We start from the raw sequence: 19,787 nt of genomic DNA, 5'->3' as shown, positions 1-19,787 counted from the left end.
TCGTTCGTCGCCATCAGTTACCAGAACTGTTTGACAATGTTTACAGCAGAAGTGATGGTGCCGCTCATGAGCTAATCAAGGCAAAGGAAAAATCAAACAAGTCGTCGTTGCATGTGCATACACCTTGCCTAAAGAATCTACGATACGGCCTTCGGCAGTACCGACTTGTCGTCCGACCTGAATGACCTTACCCTCAGCGCGTACCGGTCCAGTTTTATCTGTCAGTGCGCGGATCAGATTGACTTTGATTTCTAGCGTGGTATAGCCTATCCCTTTGGGTAGCATCGATTGCACTGCGCAGCCAACGGCAGAATCAAGCAGGGTACAGAAGTAGCCGCCATGCACACTGCCCAGCGGGTTGTAATGCTGACGGCCAGGCGTGCCCTGGAACACGATACGTCCTGCTTCGCCTTCGACCGGAAAAAAATCCATAGTCTCGCCGATATGTGGTCGTGGTAACTCGCCGTTGAGGATGCCTTGCAAAAACTCTAATCCACTGAATTGCTTCATCTGCTCCAGCGGCACAACCCCAGTTAGCTGCAGTCTGGCGCGGATTTCAACTTCTTTTGCCAGCCATTGTTGTAAGACCGGGTTGCTGAGATCGCTCATTTTACTTCCTTAGGAAATAACACCATTTGTGTACAACGGAACAGCGCGATGGTTTTGCCCTGATGGCTGACAGTCGCGTCCCAGACTTGGGTCGTGCGCCCGACATGGACGGCGGTGGCGACGACTTCTACAATGCCATCGCGTGCTGTGCCGAGGTGATTGGATTTGAGTTCTATCGTGGTGAAGCTACTCGCGCCGGCTGGCAAGTTGTTGATGCAGCCGTAGCCGCAAGCGGTGTCTGCCAGGGTGACGACGCTGCCCGCATGTAAAAAGCCGTTAGGTGCCATTAGCGACGGAACGACAGTCAATTCAGCACGTACGGTTTTGCCTTCTAATTCTGTGATGCGGATACCCAAATGCCCTGGCAAAAATTGACTACCGAATTGGTTCAGACTGTCTGCTGTTAAGCTGCTAGCTGATGTACTTGGTGTGGCTGATGTTGTGCTTGGTATGCTATTCATATCGATGCAGTAATAAGATCAAGGTTAGGTGACGCAATGAGCAGATGCAATTAAGCAAACGTAAGTCCACAAGCTGACAAAGATGGTTTAACCCGGACTGAACCCGCTTAACTTTGTTATTTCGACTTTGTTATTTTGACTTTACTATTATAAAGGCGTCCACTGTGACTGGTTTAGTTGAGATTTAAGCGACAGAAAATGAGCAAATTTGTGGTGCTTACCACACCGCAAAGTATCAAAGTGCAATGCAGCAATTTTTGACGTAATATGATTAACAGATATCGACGTTGTGGCAATCAACAAAAATCTCTTAATGAAAGAATAAGCTTAAGTGATTTGATTACCATAGCTTGTTCGAAACTATTTATCTGATTCAAAATTTTCTTCATGTAAAACTCTGTTACGGTAGTTCTGTGCTATTGCTATCTGTCATTATGGGCAATCTCTTTTTAGGCTGTCTGCTAACAGGTTTGCTCATAGATTACTGTCTCGAATTTGCTTCAAAAGCATCGCACCGTCTGCGATGACGTCACATTCTTATCATGGGGAATCACGATGAATCTACGCAACCTGCGCATAGGAACCCGTCTCAGTATCGGCTTTGGTGTGATCTTAGCGATGCTGATTTTGTTGTTGATTACCGACAGTATTTTTAGTGCCAGCAATCGACATCAGATGATCGCCGGAGTCGAATATTCCAATAATAAAACCGCTTTAGCCGCTGCCATGAAAAGTGGTTTGTTAGAAGGCGGCCTGGCGCTGCGCAACATTGGTCTACAAACCGACATCGCCGAAATCGATAAACAAAAAGCCATCGTCAAAGTCCAGCGTGCCCGCTTTATTGAGGCGCGCGACAAATTGGTGGCGGTTGGTTTAAGCGATAGCGAAAAAAAGATCATCGACAGTATTAATCAGCTTGATCAAAAAACGGATGAGCCTTACAAAGAGGCTTACAAGATGATTCTCAACTTCAACAGCGAAGAAGCGGTCAAAGTCATCGCCAGCAAAATCGATCCCTTGCAACAGCAAGCGCTGGTAGAAATCAATAAACTGGTTGATCTGCAAAATAAGGCCGCGCAAGAACTCTCTGGCGAAACCGAGAGCAAAGGCAAGCGTCTGTCCACCTTGCTGTTTGGTATTGGCGGCGTGATGTTGTTGATTGGCGCCGCGTTTTCTATCGTCCTCAGACGCAGCATCACAATACCGTTACAAGACGCATTGGTAATCGCTAAACGAGTTGCGGCTGGTGAACTCTCGTACCATCAAGAGACCTCTGGCTCGGACGAAATCAGTGAATTACTCAATGCCTTAAAAGAGATGAACGATAGCTTGCACCGCATCGTCAGCGAAGTCCGTACTGGCACCGACGCGATCGCCATTGCCTCGGCAGAAATCTCCAGCGGTAACGCTGATTTGTCTTCACGTACCGAAACTCAGGCAGGCGCGTTGGAAGAAACCGCCAGCTCGATGGAAGAAATCACTGCCACCGTCAGACACAATGCCGACAATGCGCGACAAGCAAATACGCTGGTCGTATCTGCTTCTAATTTTGCGGTCAAGGGCGGTAAAGAAGTTGGTCAGGTGGTCGACACCATGACCTCGATTAAAGAAAGCTCACGCAAGATTGTGGACATCATCGGCGTCATCGACGGCATCGCTTTCCAGACCAATATTTTAGCGTTGAATGCCGCAGTCGAAGCCGCCCGCGCCGGTGAACAAGGACGTGGTTTTGCAGTGGTCGCATCCGAAGTACGTAACCTGGCGCAGCGCAGCGCCGGTGCGGCAAAAGAGATCAAAACGCTGATCGGTGATTCGGTAGAAAAAGTCAATGCCGGTGGCAAGCTGGTTGATGCCGCAGGCAAGACCATGGATGACATCGTTAAATCGGTCAAACAAGTCGCCGACATCATGGCGGAAATCACTGCCGCCGGGCAGGAACAAAGTTCTGGGATTGAAGAAGTCAACCGCGCCATCACACAGATGGACGAGATGACACAGCAAAACGCCGCCTTGGTAGAACAAGCCGCCGCCGCCGCCGAAAGCATGGAAGATCAAGCCGCAACGCTGGCAAAAACTGTCTCCGCCTTCAAGCTGGAACAAGGGATTATGCCGCAACGAAAAACACCAGTCTCGGCATCGCCAGCGGTTTCACTTGAGGACGCACCCTCTGCAATGGGCAAGTTTATGAAGGTCTTGAAACTGAATTAGGACTGACTCAAAACTGCAGCATCGACGCTGCAGTTTCTTATTGTGCCCGAATGTCTACGCCAACAATAAATACTGAATTTAAGCTTGAATTTAACGCTAAGCTCGGCGTTGAACTTAAAAATCTGCTATTGGATGATTATATATACTCACCTCATGTATATTTAATCGCCCACGTATTTTATGGTTCACAAGGCGATTTTTACAGAAAAATAGGGGAGTATATTTAAATATTGCCTGTATTCAGCTTAGACTTTGATCCAAGTGGGATTGATATTCAGAAGTGGGGACATTATTGCGGCGAGGTTTTAGCCGGAATCCAGCGACGTTTGTTGCCCCATACCCCCTGCTTAAAAGCGACGCCGTTCTCACGATAACAACTACGGTGTGTTGACATATATTTGAGAATGCGAATCAGTCCAAACGCTATGTAGCCGTTTAGGCTACTCCCGAAGGGTTCAAACCAAAAGGCCCGATGGATTGCGCGGTGGCGTTCATTCTAGCTCTTGCTAAGGCGTCAGAAAAATCAAGCTCCCGCGTATTGTCGTCAAAAGCAGAATTCTAAAAACTTCGGCATAATGCATCCACGCTATTTTGCGCATCTTCGGAGATAAAAACGTGACAACCGCCCGTATTTTGCGCGCCAGTACTTTGGCGCTGATGACTGCTACAGCCGCATTCACTTTAGTAGGTACAAGCACTGCCAACGCAGCTGCCCCTATGGTTAAAACTTCTGCCCCCGGTTACTACCGCGTCATGCTCGGTGATTTTGAAGTGACTGCCTTATCAGATGGCACAGTTGCCTTGCCAGTGGATAAATTATTGACCAACACCACTGCTGACAAAACTAACAAAGCGCTGGCAAAAGTACATCAGCATAGCCCGCTGGATACCTCGGTCAACGGCTACCTGATCAACACGGGCAGCAAATTAATTTTGATCGACACCGGCGCGGCGGGTTTGTTTGGCCCAACCCTGGGCAAGCTGGCAAATAACCTGAAAGCATCCGGTTATCTGCCTGAGCAAGTCGATGAAATCTACATCACACACATGCATCCCGATCACGTCGGCGGCTTAATGAACGGCGATAAACTCGCCTTCCCTAATGCGGTTGTCCGTGCAGACAAACATGATGCTGACTTCTGGTTAAGTCAGGCCAATCTGGACAAAGCGCCAGCCGATTCCAAAGGCTTCTTTCAAGGTGCAATGGCATCCTTAAACCCTTATGTCAAAGCCGACAAATTCAAATCGTTTGACGGCAATACCGATCTGGCGCCTGGCATCAAAGCCATCGCCAGCTATGGCCATACCGCAGGTCACACCACTTATCTGGTAGAAAGCAAAGGACAAAAGCTGATGTTATGGGGCGATCTGATGCACGTAGCAGCAGTCCAGTTTGACAGCCCGGCAGTCACAATCGGTTTTGATTCTGACAGCAAATCCGCCGCTGCAGAACGCAAAAAAGCCTATGCCGATGCAGCAAAAGAAGGCTACATGGTCGCTGCGGCACACTTATCTTTCCCGGGTATGGGCTATGTCCGTACTGAAGGCAAGGCCTACGCATGGGTACCATTGAACTACGCACCAGCCAACTAAGCCTGATACCTAATTAGTCTCTGGCTAGTCCATAGTATTGACACCAAAAGGAATCCGACGGGTTCCTTTTTTTTGGTCTGGATTTTCTCGATATAAGATGACTCAATGACCGGTTTAGCCTGATGTGTCATGCAACAACAGTCGCTAGATTCCTGCGGAAACCACGCCGGAATAACGACCGCGTTCTTTTTGAAAATCGGTAAAACGAGCATCCATAATCAACCGGAATAAAGTTGAAAATATCACATACTCCCCAATATATTTTATAAAAATACCCAATTACCTAGACTTTAATTGGACATTCCATATATACATAGTGGTGTATATATTCAAAGTGTAGAAAATATCTAGCGAATACAGCAAACAATTCGCCATAAAAATCAATAAGCCCCACCTGCGTAAACAGTTTTTTATCAGGCTGTTATGATTGCTGACCTCGGCTTCACCCGCTAATTCACTAACCACCTCACTCGCTTTTTGGAGATCACTATGTTGAAACTCAATAAGATATCCGCCAGCCTCATTGGCACATTGGTTTTGCTGCCTTTTTCGCTCCCTTCCCTATCGGTGCAGGCAGAAGAATTGGCTAAAGACGCGCCACAAAAAGCCATCGTCAAGCAAGCGATGGTCGAACATATTGTGCAAGAAATTTCGGCTCAACGGATCGACGCTTACATCAATAAACTAGTCAGTTTTGGTACACGGCACACCATGTCGGACACGAAGTCCGATACTCGTGGCATCGGTGCAGCAAGGCGCTGGATCAAGTCTGAATTGGAACGCTGCGGTGCGAATGGCAAACTCAATGTGAGCTTTGATAGCTATACCGAAGCCGCTGGCCGTAGGCTGACGCAAGCGACCGACATCGTCAACGTAGTGGCCGAGCTAAAAAGTGTAGTCCCCAGCGATCGCTACTACGTCGTCAGCGGACATTACGACACCCGCGCGACCGATGTGATGGATGCCACCTCCGTGGCACCCGGCGCCAATGACGACGCCTCCGGCACGGCGGCCGTAATGGAAATGGCGTGCGTCATGGCGCAATCCAAATACAAGTTCAACGCCAATCTGATTTTTATGGCGGTAGCAGGTGAAGAGCAAGGCCTGTTCGGCGCGGCACATTTTGCAAAATCCGCCCGGGCAAAAAATATGAATATTGCAGGCATGTTCACCAACGACATCATCGGCAGCTCGCGCGCGGATGACGGCCATATTGACAATAACCAGGTGCGTTTATTTGCAGAAGGTATTCCAGCCCTCGCTGAATTGCCAGAACCGTTACGCACCTTGATTTCTACCGGCGGCGAGAATGATTCTATCTCGCGCCAGCTGGCACGACAGGTCAAGCAGATCGGTGAAACCTATGTACCCGATTTTAAAATCACCATCGTCAACCGCCGCGACCGCTACCTGCGCGGCGGCGATCATATTCCGTTTTTAGAACAAGGCTACGCCGCCTTGCGCTTCACCGAACCAAATGAAGATTTCAATCATCAGCATCAAGATGTACGCACGGAAAACGGCATCAAGATCGGCGACCTGCCCGAGTTTGTCGACGTCAATTACACCGCACAAGTAGCACGAGTAAACGCCGCAGCCTTAGCCACACTGGCACTTGCACCGGCATCACCTGCGCAAGTCAAAATACAAACCGCACAACTCGAAAACAGCACCAGCCTGGTATGGCAAGCCAATTCCGAAACCGACCTGGCAGGCTACCGCATTCTCTGGCGCGAGACCACCGCAGCCAACTGGCAACACAGCCTGGACGTCGGCAACGTCACCAGTTACACGATGAAAAATGTGTCGAAGGACAATGTGTTTTTTGGAGTGCAAGCCGTAGATAAAAAAGGAAATGCAAGCGTTGCCAGCTATCCCTTGCCTTTGCGCTGATTTCTTTAAAATGGATTGTCGAAAAAAGGCATCGCCTTCATCTTATGAACAGTCTTAAGGACGCAACGTAGACGATTTCACATCGGGAACAAACCAATGGATTTGTGGTTCACTTCCGAAGAATTCTCATCATGGCAACAACGGTGACGACCATCGCAAATGGCAGTACCCAGCCAAATAAACCCAATACTGCGCTTGTGTCTCGTAACGAGAAGCCGACAACACCAAACAGCATCCCTCCGACTCCCAACAACAAGAGTAACCAGTTCCCAACGGACGCACTGGCCTCGCCGAACATATCCTGATCCGGATCTTTGGTGGTGATTAAGGTCAGAAAAAACGGCGCGGCTGAGAGAAAAATCAGCCAATTCGGAAGGCTATGATGTGCTCTCTCGTTAAAGTGGATAAGCAATATAGTCGGTATCGCCAGAAGAAACAGAATGATCGCTTTTTTCATTGCTGGGTTTGGTGTGTTTTGCTTGCATCTAAAGCTGAATTAAAAATAGCACACGCTCTCAGAAAATTTATAGGAAACGTTTATTCATATATCGTTTTTGAGTAAGCAGGTACGATCGCGCTACGCTCCAAGAGTTCTTCGCACGATTTTCATTTGCAAGTCTCCGCGGGTCTAACGTTTGACATGAGCGGCTCGCTAAAGCAGGCCGCACGGAACGGAAAATAGACGAGAGAGTGTAGCGCGGCCTGCTTTAGCGAGTCCGCTCGATGGAAGGGTTAGGCGCCAAGTGCCTGTGACACGCGCAAATGATATGGAGCCTCTTCGAGCTTGACCGCCTGCGGCATAGGGTAGGAGTTCGCACAGTAGTCAACTTCAATGGCAGCCAGACGCCCCTGACCATCCGCAAACACTGCTAACTCGACAGAACCGTTCTTGTCTTCGGATTGAAACGATATCTCAAAGACGCACCCGTACCGCCCATCTGCGGTTGCTAATAGTGGGACGTTTGGTTCGTGCGTTGGATCGAATTCATAGCTGTTGCAGCCGCAATCGCATAGGCTCCGTATCGAGCCGGCGTGAAACTGCGCAAGCAACTGCGGACCTACCGGAAATTCGGGCCGTGACGCAATGAACTGAGTCCAGTAGTCAGCGGCTGCAGGGGTGTTCTTCATGGGGCCTAACGTGATTTAATTTTCATTTTGCAATAATAACCGACAGAAGAAAAATAACAAGCTTGCTCTACATCTCTTGAAACGCCGATGAACGTTAGCTATTTTTAGTTAAACTGATCAAATACACAGTATAAGCAAATGGACAAAAACATCAGTCGTGTAAACCTCGTTTACTTGACCAAGTGCGTGAAACACACCCAACGCCTGCTTGGTAACAACGCAATGCCAGATCACGTTTTGTATGTTGACGGATGAGGTCGTTGTAACTGGACGATTTTGCTGATGTCCCGTATGACTCAAGGATTTAAAACATTCTTTGGCGTGCCGTTAGCAAAGTCGACGATATTCTGAAATGCAGCGCGGAAGTAAATCTCGTAGCTGTCTTGTTCTACATAGCCCAGATGCGGTGTGGCGAGGACGTTTTCCATTTGTAATAGCGGATGCTTGGCGGGTACTGGTTCTGTCTCGAACACATCAATCGCGGCAAACCCTGGACGACCTAATGGCAAAGCCGCCTCTAGCGCGCCGCTGGCGACCAGTTCAGCGCGGCTGGTGTTGACGAACAGGGCGTCCGGTTTCATCAATGCCAGGTCGGCGGGGGTGACGATGCCGCGGGTTGCGTCGTTTAAGCGCAGGTGCAGGCTGAGCACATCGCTTTCCGCAAAAAAAGCTTCTTTAGACATGGCAGTCTGATAACCATCTTGTTGTGCCTGAAGTCGGCTTGGCTCGCGCCCCCAGACCATGACTTGCATGCCAAACGCTTTGCCAAAACCGGCAATCATTTTGCCAATTTTGCCGTAGCCCCAAATCCCCAACGTGCGGTTTTTTAATACCCGTCCTAGGCGGTTGCGGGTCGGGTCGATGGAGGCGGTTTGCCATAGGCTGTGCTGCAAATTATTGGCGTAGTGCGGGATCTGGCGCGAGGCTGCCATGATCAGGGCCCAGGTCAATTCTGCAGGCGCGGTGGGGTCGCCTATGCCCTCGACAATCTTGATCCCTCGCTCTGTGGCTGCGGCAATGTCGATATGTCCTGCGACTTTGCCGGTTTGTGAAATCAGCTTGAGATTCGGTAATTTTGCCAGCAACGCTTTGGATAAAACGGTACGTTCGCGTATCAATACCAGCGCATCAAACGGTGCGAGCCGGATCGCTAACTGACCGACACCCACCGCGCTGCTATTGAAGATTTTGACCTCGTGGCCTTGCAGTAAATCAAAGCAGGATAAGTGGCGAACGGCGTCTTGATAATCATCGAGGATGGCGATTTTCATACTGATTTTTTTCCTGAAATTACGACGTTAATTAGAGAATTGCTTTCTCAATTAAACATCATAAAAATTATTTAAATAATAAGGTTTCTGAAGCAAATTAGCGATTGGCGGGTGGCGAGTGTACAATACCAGCCCACGTAGCTTTTTGATTCTTGCGCCTGCCGCATCGTGCAGTGTGTGAGTCTGAATGCAATATTACATTGTTGCTTTCGTAAGAGTTTGTTTGGTGAGCATTTAAAAACAAAAGCACACCAGACTGATTTTTTATCCGACAGAACCGCCGTCATCGTGCCTGTCCGCGTTGTGCTTGAGCTGGCTTATGTTAAGTCAAAGTTCGCACCGCTGGCATCCCCTAACGACGATCCTGCCGTGCCGCTACACAGATTTCTATTAAATGGCATTGGAGGTAGTATCGTGAATCAACCTATCATGGGCGGCGTGGCAGCAATCAACGCACCCGCATACGTAAAGCAACAAAAATTAATCAACTGGGTCGCCGACATGGCGGCACTGACAAAACCGGACAGCATCTACTGGTGCGACGGTAGTACCGAAGAATACGACCGTCTCTGCGCCCAGATGGTCGCTGGCGGTACCATGAAAAAACTCAATGAAGCCAAGCGCCCTAACAGCTATCTGGCTTGCTCTGATCCTACCGACGTGGCCCGGGTAGAAGACCGCACTTACATTTGCAGCGCCAACGAGGTCGATGCAGGTCCGACGAACAATTGGATGGCGCCAGATCAAATGCGCGCAACTTTAAATCCTTTGTTTGATGGCTGTATGCGTGGCCGCACCATGTATGTGGTGCCATTCTCGATGGGCCCGCTGGGTTCTCCTATCGCGCATATCGGTGTGGAATTATCGGATTCGCCTTACGTTGCAGTCAACATGCGCATCATGACGCGTATGGGCAAAGCAGTGTATGAAGTGCTGGGTACGGATGGCGATTTTGTCCCGTGTATGCATACTGTCGGCGCACCTTTGGCCAAAGGTCAGCAAGATGTTGCATGGCCATGCAACGCGACAAAATACATCGTGCATTATCCAGAGACGCGTGAAATCTGGTCATACGGTTCTGGCTACGGTGGCAATGCACTGCTGGGCAAAAAATGCTTCGCTTTGCGTATCGCGTCCACCATGGGTCGTGATCAGGGCTGGCTGGCAGAACATATGCTGATCCTTGGTGTGGAATCGCCAGAGGGCAAAAAGCATTACGTCGCAGCGGCTTTCCCGTCTGCTTGCGGTAAAACTAATTTCTCCATGTTGATTCCGCCAGCCAGTTTCGACGGCTGGAAAGTCACAACGATCGGTGATGACATTGCTTGGATTAAGCCGGGTAAAGATGGTCGTTTATACGCGATCAATCCTGAGGCGGGTTATTTTGGCGTGGCACCTGGTACCAACGATAAAACCAACTTTAATTGCATGGCCTCAGTACGCGGCGATACGATTTTCACTAACGTCGGTTTAACGGATGATGGTGATGTTTGGTGGGAAGGCATGACCAAAGAGGCGCCAGCCCATTTGATCGACTGGCAAGGTAAAGACTGGACACCTGCCATTGCTAAAGAAACAGGTCGTAAAGCAGCACATCCAAATTCTCGTTTCACGGTTGCGGCAACACAAAATCCGGTGCTGGATGCAGCATGGGACGATCCTGCTGGCGTACCGATTTCTGCCTTCATTTTTGGTGGTCGTCGTTCTACTACCGTGCCGCTGGTAACCGAAGCCCGCGACTGGGTAGAGGGCGTATACATGGCAGCGACGATGGGATCAGAAACCACGGCAGCAGCTGTCGGTCAGCAAGGGATTGTGCGTCGTGATCCGTTTGCGATGTTGCCTTTTATGGGTTATCACATGAGTGATTACTTCCAACACTGGTTAGAAATCGGCAAAAAAATCGCTGCTTCCGGCGCGCAACAACCAAAAATTTATTGCGTCAACTGGTTCCGTACCGATGCCGATGGTAAATTTGTATGGCCTGGTTTTGGCGACAATATGCGTGTTCTGTCGTGGATGCTGGGTCGTATCGACGGTACTGCTAAAGGCGTAGAAAACATCTTCGGCGTGACACCAGAATTTAGCGATCTGACTTGGGATGGCCTAGATTTTACGCAAGAACAATTCAACACCATTACCTCGATCGACAAAGACGCCTGGATCGCAGAACTGGCTTTGCACGCAGAATTGTTTGATAAGTTGAAATACCACTTGCCAGCAGAACTGCAAGCAACCAAAGCTGCGCTGGAAAAACGCTTGGCAGCATAGTTCAGAGATAAGTTAGCATTAAACCTCAAAAAAGCCGCTACTCACGTTGCGGCTTTTTTTTGCTTGCTCAATTGAGTTCGACAAGGTTTTAGTTCGGGCGTATATTAAGCACTCTGCCTCAATTCCCTCTCTCGAAGTTGCTGCAATTTTTCAGTTAACCCCTTTCAGGAGTTGCACATGAAATTGTTTTATAACTTGCGTATCGCCTCCAAACTGTATGTTGGTTTCGTTCTCCTTCTCGTTCTCACTAGTTTTCTTGGGATCTTTGCTGTTATTCAACTGGCGAGAGTCAATAGTGCGACCTATGAGCTGGGGACCAATTGGATGCCTAGCGTCAACGCGGCTATGGGGATCAAAGAGCGCATGTCACGTTTGCGCACACAAGAAATGCAAATCGTCCTCTCCAGCGGCGATGCTAAAAATATCGATTTTTACTCAAAGCGCTGGAATACCTATTTCGACGAGTTGAAAAGCTATGAAGACAAATACGTCAAGTTAATGACAACTGAGGATGAGAAGAAAAAATACGCAGAGTACTTGACTCTTTGGGAAAAATATAAAGTCGAAACAAAAAAATGATCGAACAGGCACGTCAGGGACAGCTTGAAGAATCACGGACAACACTGCGAGGTGAATCTTCCAAACTGAATGGTGCCATATTAAAAATTGCAGACGGCCTGGTGGATGCTAATGTGGATGGTGGCATTAGAGCCTATAAAGAAGGCGAAGAGATTTATTTGTCGTCACGAACATGGATCATCGCTGTTTTGGTCATCAGTATTGCTTTGGGCTTGATCTTGGCCTACGTGATTGCAAAGATAGTCGCAACATCGTTACAAGCCGCAGTAAGAATTGCAAAAACCGTTGCTGCAGGTGATCTCACCAGCGAGATTGAGTCCAACACGACCGATGAGACAGGAGAATTGTTGGCGGCATTACGTGACATGAACGCGAAGTTATTTGCTGTCGTAAGTGAAGTACGCAACGGTACCGATTTGATTGCCACAGCATCATCCGAAATTGCTAACGGCAATATGGATTTGTCGGCACGAACAGAGAGCCAGGCTGGTTCCTTAGAAGAGACTGCGTCGTCGATGGAAGAACTAACATCTACCGTTAAACATAATAGTGATAACGCCCGTCAGGCCAATCAACTGGCACATTCTGCATCGAGTGTTGCGCAAAAAGGTGGGCAAGTGGTTTCTGAGGTTGTCGCAACGATGGGCTCAATCAACGAGTCTTCTAAAAAGATTGTCGATATCATTAGCGTGATCGACAGCATCGCGTTCCAGACAAATATTTTGGCATTGAATGCCGCGGTGGAAGCCGCAAGAGCCGGAGAACAAGGTCGAGGTTTCGCGGTGGTAGCCTCCGAGGTACGTAATCTGGCGCAACGATCGGCCAGCGCAGCAAAAGAAATTAAAGAGTTAATTAACGATTCTGTGACTAAAGTGGGGGTAGGTTCCAAACTAGTGGATGAGGCAGGAAAAACCATGACGGAGGTAGTCAACAGCGTAAAGCGGGTCAGCGATATGATAGGTGAAATCACCGAGGCAAGTTCTGAGCAAAGCGCGGGAATAGACCAGATCAATACCGCAATCGTACAAATGGATCAAATTACGCAGCAAAACGCAGCATTGGTCGAAGAAGCAGCGGCAGCGGCAACTGCGCTACAGGAACAGGCCGACAATTTGAGTCATGTAGTCAGTTTATTCAGACTAGACGGTGGACCATCTGGCGGTATGCGCCTGCGCTTGAACTAGTGTTGAAGAATCGGGAGCGGGACACCGCTATCAAAAATATTCAGGACGCAATCAAGCAAAGATATATGGCGCAATGTTCATAGACTACACACGCAAAAATAAAAAAAGCCGCGAGCAAATGCTTACGGCTTTTTAGTTTTTTTTGCTTTGTGCTTACTTACTTAAATATTTACTCAAGTATTTATTCAAGTACAGACTTAATTAGTTAGCTTCCGGGCCAGCTGATTAACGACCGGCTTAATCATGTAAGCAACCGGGAAGGCGATAGACCAGGTAATCAACCACGCCTCCATCCATGCACCAAAAAAATTATTGTCTACACCAAGCCATACTAAACGCATTACGGCGGTCACAACTAAAGTGATAATCCCGCTGCTGATCATGGTCGGCAACATCGATGCCAGGCTCTTAGAACCAACAACAGCACGCTGTTGGCTTTTGCTATTTTTGCCGTGTTGCAGCAATCTATTGCTAGAATACTTCAAAATTAACGCTATTTATTAGTTACGACCAGCCATTGCGCGCAGTTCTGCAGCCAGATTTGGCGAACTGGAATCAAACTCACTGGCGATTCGGTGGATCGTCATAACGTTGCGCAAATTGCGTTTTGCGGTTTTTTCTTCACGTGTCAGTTTTGGCTTCAAAACCAGCAATGCTGCGCGCAACATGCCGACTAGCATAGGTTTAAAGACGATTGCCATCGTTGCCAAAATGCCTAAGCCCAACAATGGGCGAGCTGCACCAACAACGGTTGAAATTGCCATTTGTGCTACTGGGACGGCGCTGGTAACTGGGAAAGCGATATCAAGGAAAGCCATTTTATTCTCCACATTTCTGTCTATATTTGCGATGATAGAACTATATTGCAGTGCAATATATAAATCTAATTATCATTTCTCATATCTACTATGGTATTTGTGAATAATTGTAGAAATGATAGGATATTTAGGCTGGTGCTTTCTGAGGCGTTTTTGCTCAATTTTGCGTAGTGTTCTCTTAAACTGAACTGGCCTTTATCTGCAACATCTACACTCATAGGCGGCTTTGATGAACTTTCTAACTCTCGACCTCAATCTGCTGCGGGTATTTGATGCTGTCATGGTGGAGCAAAACCTGACTCGCGCAGCGGACAAGCTGGCGATGACGCAACCGGCGGTCTCTAATGCCTTAAAGCGTTTGCGTTATTCGCTGGGCGATGAGTTATTGATCCGCACCGCATACGGCGTAAAGCCAACCCCGCGCGCCGAGACCTTGTGGCCAGCAATCCGTCAGGCACTGTCGAATCTGGAGGCGGCTATTGCCCCCACACATTTTGACGTGTCCAAGGCGCAAGTGACCTTTCGCATGGCGATGGCGGATGCGACGGCGGCGCTCTGGATGCCAAATCTGGTGCGCTTCATTGAGCGCGACGCCCCTGGGATCAACGCCCGCATGGTGCCGCTGACCACGCGTGAGCCACGACCTTTGCTAATCCGCGGTGATATTGATATTGCGGTTGGCTTTTTCCCTGGCGTGGTGGCACAGATGATTGCGGGGCAAGGCGCCGCCAGCAGTCCGATACGGCATGAGCGCCTGTATTCTGGCCACTATGTTTGCGTGATGCGCAAAGGACATCCGATGGCGTCGGAAGAATTGACGCTAGAAAAATACTGTAAATGTAATCATTTGCTGGTCAGTTTTTCGGGCAGAGCGCATGGTCTGGTCGATGAAAGTCTGGCTCAGATGGGTTTGGAACGCCGCATTTTGCTGACCGTAAATCAGTTCTTTACCGGCGGCAAAGTGGTCGCCAATTCTGATCTGCTGACGGTGTTACCACGCCATCTGATTGAATCTACTGGCATGATCGATGCCTTGATATGGAAAGAATTGCCGCTTGAGATGCCAGAAGTCCACGTCGATATGCTTTGGCACGAAAGAGATGCCCGCAATCCGGCGCACAAATGGCTACGTGATAGCCTGATCACGATGACCAACGACGCCTTGTTGCCTGAGTTAAGTCATGAGAAGAATTTTGATGGTTATTGATGAGGGACCTGTGTTCAGGGTTTCTGCTGATGATTTCTGCTACGTGACCTGCTGCTTTGCTGCCTGTAGAAGCCAAAAAGCTCCCTCTCCCGCACGCGGGCGAGGGGTGTTGTCCGGTGTAGTTCAAATCAATACTTGCCGCTAACAGAGTCAATGAATAAATATACTCCGGTTGGGTATATTTTAGATGCCCATATAATATATGGATAATACGATATTTTTAAAAAAATTAAGGGGGAGTATATTTAGCCCGGTAACACTTAAGCTTTTCTGAAAGTAAATTCTTCTACACAAACGCCTCGCTACCATTTGCCTTGTCGTACCGGTTTATGCTGATGTCTTCAGCGCCGAATTAACTGCCGAACTAAGCCCAGATTTTCCATTAGACCGCTACTACTTCGCAAAAAAGGCAGAGGGCATGCGGTCTTCAGAGGGATAGCACCACCGCGATTTGAGTGGAAACGCTACAGCGACAATTGCACCTTTGGCGAACTGCCTAGCGTTGTTGCTCCTCCTAGCAAGATGCAGCTTGCGTCGTCGTCGCGTCTAGCCAGTCAGTTCGCCAAAGGCACACTTGTCGCTGTTCCAATGGAAAATCTGGGCTAAGTGCTAAATCACTCATAAAACCTTTGTTGTAAACTAGGATTCTTTTCAGTTGCGCACGGCACTAAATCTTGTTAGTCTAAAATCTTACTTTGCCAAGACCGAACAAGGTCTAGCCAGCGTTGTAGTCTCTTAGCCGGCCAGAGCAAAAGACCAGACAGACAACGCAGGTGTTTAAGGAAATAACCAGAGTCAGCACATGATGATAGGGAGAAAATTCAACATTTGCCTGCGGATATTTTTCAGCTGCCTACTCAGCTATCTCTTGCTAGCCGGCATGCTCAATCACGCTGCCGCTGCCACTCTGCAATTAGACTCTGCCACCACGCAACGTTCGCTTAATTCTGAGTTTGAGGTTTTTGAGGATAAAAGCGCGCGACTTTCTATCCACGACATTCAGCAAGCCGCCATCGCCGCCAAGTTTAAGCCGCTGGCGGGCAATTTGAGCGCTTCTTACACCCGCTCTGTCTACTGGTTACGGTTTAGCCTGCAAAGAAGTGATATTCGTAGCCCACAGGACTGGTGGCTAGAAATGACGCCCGTCATGCTGGACGATATTCGTCTGTACGAAACCACTGGCGACGGTCAATTCATTGAGCACCAAGCTGGCGATCGCCGTCATTTTTCTGCGCAAGAAATGCAGCACCGTTATCCGGTATTCCGTCTTCATTTGTCGGACACCGCGCCACAAGTTTTTTATGTGCGGATAGAAAGCACCAGCTCGCTTTTTTTCCGCGCCACATTATGGACGCCACAGGCGTTTGCGGAAGCCTCCAATGTATTGTCCAGCCTGATGGGTTTGTTTTACGGTTTGCTGCTTGCCATGATTGCGTACAACCTGGTGCTGTTGATGTCGTTCCGCGACAAAACTATGCTGTATTACCTATTGCTGTCTTTCAGTATTTTATTAGCTGGCATGAGCGTGAACGGTCATATCGGTCTGTACTTTGCGCCGGACTGGCCTTGGCTGGTGGATATTTTGCCCGCGCTGACGGTGTGCTTCATCATCTTGTGGGACTCCCTGTTTATCACGCACTTTTTGCATCTGCCTAAAAAGATGCCCAAAGTGTCGTGGTTGTTTCGCGGATTTCAGGTTTTTTCAGTGATAGCGGCGGTGATTGTTCTGGCTGGTTACAACCATGTGATTGCGCCAGTTGTCCAGTTAATTGGCTTTACTCAGGTATTGCTAATCTTGCCGGTCTGCTTGCTAAGTGCGACGCGCGGTTATCGGCCAGGCTGGATTGTGCTGATCGCGTCCGCTGCCTGGGTGGCTGGCGCGATGATGACGTCGCTACGGAATCTGGGGATCATCGAATCAAGCTGGCTATCCGATTTTGGCTTTCAGATCGGGTCTGCGCTGGAAGTGATTTTGCTCGCCGTGGCGCAAACTAATCGTATCAATATTATTAAACAAGAACGCGCGCTGGCGCAAAAACAACTGCTGGTAATGGCGCAACGTGCAGAGCAAGAATTAGAAATCAAGGTTCAGCAACGGACGACAGAATTAGCCGATGCCGTGGCGCGCTTGCAAAAACTCGACCAAGAGAAAAATGATTTTCTGGGGATCGCTGCCCACGATTTAAAAAATCCGCTCACCTCAGTGATCCGGATGAGCGACCTGTTACGCAGGCTAGATCAGCAGATGCCGGTTGCCCAAAAACACGATTATTTACAACGCATCAGCAATAGCGGGCAACGCATGATGCACATCATCACTAACCTGCTGGATGTGAATGCCTTAGAGACCGGGCACTCGCGTTTTAACTTGCAGGCGCTGGATCTGGCGCAGGTTTTAACTGAAGTCACACAGCGATATCAAGACAGCCTGCAAGCTAAAGATTTGCAGTTAATACTGTCTGTCAATCAGCCGGTATTAGTCAAAGCGGACGCCGATGCGGTGAGCCAGATTATGGATAATTTATTGTCCAACGCGATTAAATATTCTCCTTTAGGCAAACAGATCTGGATTCAAATTTCATCAGACAATGGTGCTGGTCGCTTCATGATTAAAGACGAAGGACCGGGTTTGTCAGAAGAAGATCAGCGGCATTTGTTTGAAAAATTCTCACGCTTATCGAGCAAGCCGACTGCGGGTGAACATTCTAGCGGTTTAGGACTTTCTATCGTCAAAAAACTCAGCGTGGCGATGGGTGGTGACATCGATTGTCAAAGTGCGATCGGTGAGGGTTGCTGTTTTACTGTCCGATTACCACTTATAGTCTTTCATGAACCGCCGACCACAGTAGCCATAAGCTGACAGGTAAGAGTAAAAGCGAAGGCAATGAGGTAGCAATTCTGTAATTGCCAGATCGCTTACAATATTGAGTACTAAAAGCGGTACTCGTATAACACCGCCCCCACCCTCAGCTCATTTTATTTCGACACTATTCCCATGTTTACTGGCATCGTACAAGGCATCGCCCGCATTGCATCCATCACCGACAAACCCGGCCTGCGCACCTTTACACTGGATTTTCCAGAGGGATTTTGTGAAGGCTTACAGATCGGCGCCAGCGTCGCTGTTGACGGTGTTTGCCTGACCGTCACCAGCTTGCATGACCATCACCGCGCCGAGTTTGATGTGATGCAGCAGAGTCTGGCGATCACCACGCTTGGTGAGTACGCGCAAGAGGGACGCATCAATGTAGAAAGAGCCGCCAGAGATGGTGCAGAAATTGGCGGACATCCCCTCTCTGGCCATATTGATTTTAAAGCCACCATCGCCCGAATCCGCGAGCTGGAAAATAACTACGTCATCCGCATCGCCGTGCCGCCAGAATGGCTGCGCTACATCTTCGCCAAAGGCTACATCGCCATCAACGGCGCCAGCCTGACGGTAGCAGAAGTGAACCGGCAAGAGGGCTGGTTTGAAGTCTGGTTAATCCCGGAAACCTTGCGCATGACCGTCTTCGCCGAAAAGAAAACCGGCGCAACACTTAACATAGAAATCGAAAGAGCGACCCAAGTGGTGGTTGATACGGTACGCAATATGCTGGCAGAAACCTTGGGGCCTTTACTACCTGCACTGGAGGCTCTACTCAAACAGCAGAGCGTTGTGGTGGTGGATTTGGTTAAGCCTGCCAATAGTCAAAAATAAGTCGCTTGAAGATTTGCCCTAACTTCTCATAAAATATAAATGTTATTTGCAGGACTTGGTTTTAAGCTTGCTCCACACTGTTACTGGTTAATAAGTGAGCTAATTTGTTGCACAAAAGAGCCTATAGTCGCAATGCTTCCTAAGTTTGCTAGAGATCTATCGATAATAGTTTTGTCTTTATCTTTCGACTCAATCGAGCGTTTTATATCGCTGATAGCTATTGAAGCTTTAATAGCCTGGCTTTTGGTAACTTCAGAATCTGCATCAATTTTTTTCAAAATTAATTCAAGTTTTTCTAATATTAAATCATTATTGTCTTTTACTAGATTAGTATTTGTTTGATTGCCTATTATTTGATTCGAAACCGTTGAGTTAAAGTTATTGATAGTCGCCATTTAATTGTTCCTTTATTTGCTGATTAGTAATCTCAGATTCAAAATTATTTATAGAACTATCACCACCAACATTTACTGTGTCAATAGATATGTAAGTTTCACCATGTTTTGTTGCCTCCATAGCCGACTTAATGCTGGAGTGAGCATTTTTAATTTGTGCGCTGTCATAAGAGTAGACGATTGACCTGCTGGAAGCTGAGGTTTCAAGTACAAGTCCAAAAAGGATTGGCGGATTTTCTTTTTTATAAACCCAAATTTTTAATTGTTCATCAAAGATGTTTTTTTGCTTTTGCCACTCACAAAGCGTTTGCAGAAATTTTTTTTGAAGCCGCTTGTAAAAAATAAATAATATGAATGCTGAGCAAAGCAAAAAACCAACAAATAAATATTTACTGAGGTTCTTGCAAAACGAAACACCGGAGAGTAATTTTATTGCGAGAAGCGCAAAATAGATGAGAAAGGAGCGGCCA

General features: G+C 48.2%; 18 protein-coding genes. 9 read left to right on the top strand and 9 right to left on the bottom strand.

The window, feature by feature from the left end; translation table 11 throughout:
• Positions 1–75 precede the first annotated feature (75 nt).
• Positions 76–609 carry a PaaI family thioesterase gene (locus QN395_RS05530; protein WP_322120695.1) on the bottom strand — a complete coding sequence of 178 codons (534 nt, stop codon included), beginning with the start codon at positions 607–609 and terminating at the stop codon, positions 76–78.
• Complete coding sequence (locus QN395_RS05525; protein ID WP_322120694.1) at positions 606–1,070, bottom strand: PaaI family thioesterase; 465 nt, start codon at positions 1,068–1,070, stop codon at positions 606–608. The genes QN395_RS05530 and QN395_RS05525 overlap by 4 nt, the downstream gene beginning before the upstream one ends.
• Before the next feature lie 555 nt (positions 1,071–1,625).
• Between QN395_RS05525 and QN395_RS05520 the strand changes: the two genes are divergently transcribed.
• From QN395_RS05520 to QN395_RS05510, 3 genes are all read left to right on the top strand, one after another.
• A complete protein-coding gene (locus QN395_RS05520; RefSeq protein WP_322120693.1) occupies positions 1,626–3,278 on the top strand; it encodes a methyl-accepting chemotaxis protein in 1,653 nt (550 codons plus the stop codon).
• A gap of 657 nt (positions 3,279–3,935) precedes the next feature.
• The gene (locus tag QN395_RS05515) at positions 3,936–4,871 is read left to right on the top strand and encodes an MBL fold metallo-hydrolase (RefSeq protein WP_322121662.1); all 936 of its coding nucleotides are present in this window, start codon (positions 3,936–3,938) and stop codon (positions 4,869–4,871) included.
• Positions 4,872–5,360: 489 nt separating this feature from the next.
• Entirely contained in the window at positions 5,361–6,764 is a 1,404-nt protein-coding gene (locus QN395_RS05510) for a M28 family metallopeptidase (RefSeq protein ID WP_322120692.1), read from the top strand.
• Positions 6,765–6,873: 109 nt separating this feature from the next.
• Here QN395_RS05510 and QN395_RS05505 read toward each other — a convergent pair whose 3' ends face one another.
• The 3 genes from QN395_RS05505 to QN395_RS05495 all read right to left on the bottom strand — a co-directional run bounded on the left by QN395_RS05505 (position 6,874) and on the right by QN395_RS05495 (position 9,163).
• The gene (locus QN395_RS05505) at positions 6,874–7,221 is read right to left on the bottom strand and encodes a hypothetical protein (protein WP_322120691.1); all 348 of its coding nucleotides are present in this window, start codon (positions 7,219–7,221) and stop codon (positions 6,874–6,876) included.
• 275 nt (positions 7,222–7,496) lie between these two features.
• On the bottom strand, positions 7,497–7,892 hold the full coding sequence (locus QN395_RS05500; protein ID WP_322120690.1) for a hypothetical protein: 396 nt from the start codon (positions 7,890–7,892) through the stop codon (positions 7,497–7,499).
• A gap of 296 nt (positions 7,893–8,188) precedes the next feature.
• A complete protein-coding gene (locus tag QN395_RS05495; RefSeq protein WP_322120689.1) occupies positions 8,189–9,163 on the bottom strand; it encodes a D-2-hydroxyacid dehydrogenase family protein in 975 nt (324 codons plus the stop codon).
• Between the two features lie 414 nt (positions 9,164–9,577).
• Between QN395_RS05495 and QN395_RS05490 the strand changes: the two genes are divergently transcribed.
• The 3 genes from QN395_RS05490 to QN395_RS05480 all read left to right on the top strand — a co-directional run bounded on the left by QN395_RS05490 (position 9,578) and on the right by QN395_RS05480 (position 13,197).
• Entirely contained in the window at positions 9,578–11,434 is a 1,857-nt protein-coding gene (locus tag QN395_RS05490) for a phosphoenolpyruvate carboxykinase (GTP) (RefSeq protein WP_323491766.1), read from the top strand.
• Positions 11,435–11,611: 177 nt separating this feature from the next.
• On the top strand, positions 11,612–12,013 hold the full coding sequence (locus QN395_RS05485) for an MCP four helix bundle domain-containing protein (protein WP_322120688.1): 402 nt from the start codon (positions 11,612–11,614) through the stop codon (positions 12,011–12,013).
• A complete protein-coding gene (locus tag QN395_RS05480) occupies positions 12,010–13,197 on the top strand; it encodes a methyl-accepting chemotaxis protein (RefSeq protein ID WP_322120687.1) in 1,188 nt (395 codons plus the stop codon). Before QN395_RS05485 ends, QN395_RS05480 begins: the two co-directional genes overlap by 4 nt.
• A 197-nt stretch (positions 13,198–13,394) precedes the next feature.
• On the opposite strand, the gene QN395_RS05475 is transcribed toward QN395_RS05480, so the two are convergent.
• Together QN395_RS05475 and QN395_RS05470 are read right to left on the bottom strand one after the other, a co-directional pair.
• Entirely contained in the window at positions 13,395–13,682 is a 288-nt protein-coding gene (locus tag QN395_RS05475) for a DUF2798 domain-containing protein (protein WP_322120686.1), read from the bottom strand.
• Positions 13,683–13,697: 15 nt separating this feature from the next.
• The gene (locus QN395_RS05470; RefSeq protein ID WP_322120685.1) at positions 13,698–14,015 is read right to left on the bottom strand and encodes a hypothetical protein; all 318 of its coding nucleotides are present in this window, start codon (positions 14,013–14,015) and stop codon (positions 13,698–13,700) included.
• A 229-nt stretch (positions 14,016–14,244) separates the two neighbouring features.
• Between QN395_RS05470 and QN395_RS05465 the strand changes: the two genes are divergently transcribed.
• The 3 genes from QN395_RS05465 to QN395_RS05455 all read left to right on the top strand — a co-directional run bounded on the left by QN395_RS05465 (position 14,245) and on the right by QN395_RS05455 (position 18,922).
• On the top strand, positions 14,245–15,222 hold the full coding sequence (locus QN395_RS05465) for a LysR family transcriptional regulator (protein ID WP_322120684.1): 978 nt from the start codon (positions 14,245–14,247) through the stop codon (positions 15,220–15,222).
• Between the two features lie 880 nt (positions 15,223–16,102).
• Positions 16,103–18,082, top strand: coding sequence for a sensor histidine kinase (locus QN395_RS05460; protein WP_323491762.1), 1,980 nt, complete (start codon positions 16,103–16,105; stop codon positions 18,080–18,082).
• 135 nt (positions 18,083–18,217) lie between these two features.
• Complete coding sequence (locus QN395_RS05455; protein WP_323491763.1) at positions 18,218–18,922, top strand: riboflavin synthase subunit alpha; 705 nt, start codon at positions 18,218–18,220, stop codon at positions 18,920–18,922.
• Positions 18,923–19,002: 80 nt separating this feature from the next.
• Here QN395_RS05455 and QN395_RS05450 read toward each other — a convergent pair whose 3' ends face one another.
• Entirely contained in the window at positions 19,003–19,317 is a 315-nt protein-coding gene (locus QN395_RS05450) for a hypothetical protein (protein ID WP_322120681.1), read from the bottom strand.
• The coding region (locus QN395_RS05445; RefSeq protein WP_323493097.1) for a hypothetical protein at positions 19,301–19,787 on the bottom strand (487 nt) is incomplete at its 5' end. The genes QN395_RS05450 and QN395_RS05445, both read right to left, overlap by 17 nt.

Origin of the sequence: Undibacterium sp. RTI2.2 (assembly GCF_035018705.1) — a bacterium.
Lineage (GTDB): Bacteria > Pseudomonadota > Gammaproteobacteria > Burkholderiales > Burkholderiaceae_D > Undibacterium.
Note: the sequence above shows the minus strand (reverse complement) of the source record. Positions and strands in the feature narration are given on the sequence as shown.

Coding starts and splice junctions, on each gene's coding strand:
- QN395_RS05485 (WP_322120688.1), top strand. CDS start 11,612: ATGAAATTGTTTTATAACTTGCGTATCGCCTCCAAACTGTATGTTGGT.
- QN395_RS05460 (WP_323491762.1), top strand. CDS start 16,103: ATGCTCAATCACGCTGCCGCTGCCACTCTGCAATTAGACTCTGCCACC.
- QN395_RS05480 (WP_322120687.1), top strand. CDS start 12,010: ATGATCGAACAGGCACGTCAGGGACAGCTTGAAGAATCACGGACAACA.
- QN395_RS05505 (WP_322120691.1), bottom strand. CDS start 7,221: ATGAAAAAAGCGATCATTCTGTTTCTTCTGGCGATACCGACTATATTG.
- QN395_RS05515 (WP_322121662.1), top strand. CDS start 3,936: ATGACTGCTACAGCCGCATTCACTTTAGTAGGTACAAGCACTGCCAAC.
- QN395_RS05530 (WP_322120695.1), bottom strand. CDS start 609: ATGAGCGATCTCAGCAACCCGGTCTTACAACAATGGCTGGCAAAAGAA.
- QN395_RS05520 (WP_322120693.1), top strand. CDS start 1,626: ATGAATCTACGCAACCTGCGCATAGGAACCCGTCTCAGTATCGGCTTT.
- QN395_RS05495 (WP_322120689.1), bottom strand. CDS start 9,163: ATGAAAATCGCCATCCTCGATGATTATCAAGACGCCGTTCGCCACTTA.
- QN395_RS05470 (WP_322120685.1), bottom strand. CDS start 14,015: ATGGCTTTCCTTGATATCGCTTTCCCAGTTACCAGCGCCGTCCCAGTA.
- QN395_RS05510 (WP_322120692.1), top strand. CDS start 5,361: ATGTTGAAACTCAATAAGATATCCGCCAGCCTCATTGGCACATTGGTT.
- QN395_RS05525 (WP_322120694.1), bottom strand. CDS start 1,070: ATGAATAGCATACCAAGCACAACATCAGCCACACCAAGTACATCAGCT.
- QN395_RS05500 (WP_322120690.1), bottom strand. CDS start 7,892: ATGAAGAACACCCCTGCAGCCGCTGACTACTGGACTCAGTTCATTGCG.
- QN395_RS05455 (WP_323491763.1), top strand. CDS start 18,218: ATGTTTACTGGCATCGTACAAGGCATCGCCCGCATTGCATCCATCACC.
- QN395_RS05450 (WP_322120681.1), bottom strand. CDS start 19,317: ATGGCGACTATCAATAACTTTAACTCAACGGTTTCGAATCAAATAATA.
- QN395_RS05465 (WP_322120684.1), top strand. CDS start 14,245: ATGAACTTTCTAACTCTCGACCTCAATCTGCTGCGGGTATTTGATGCT.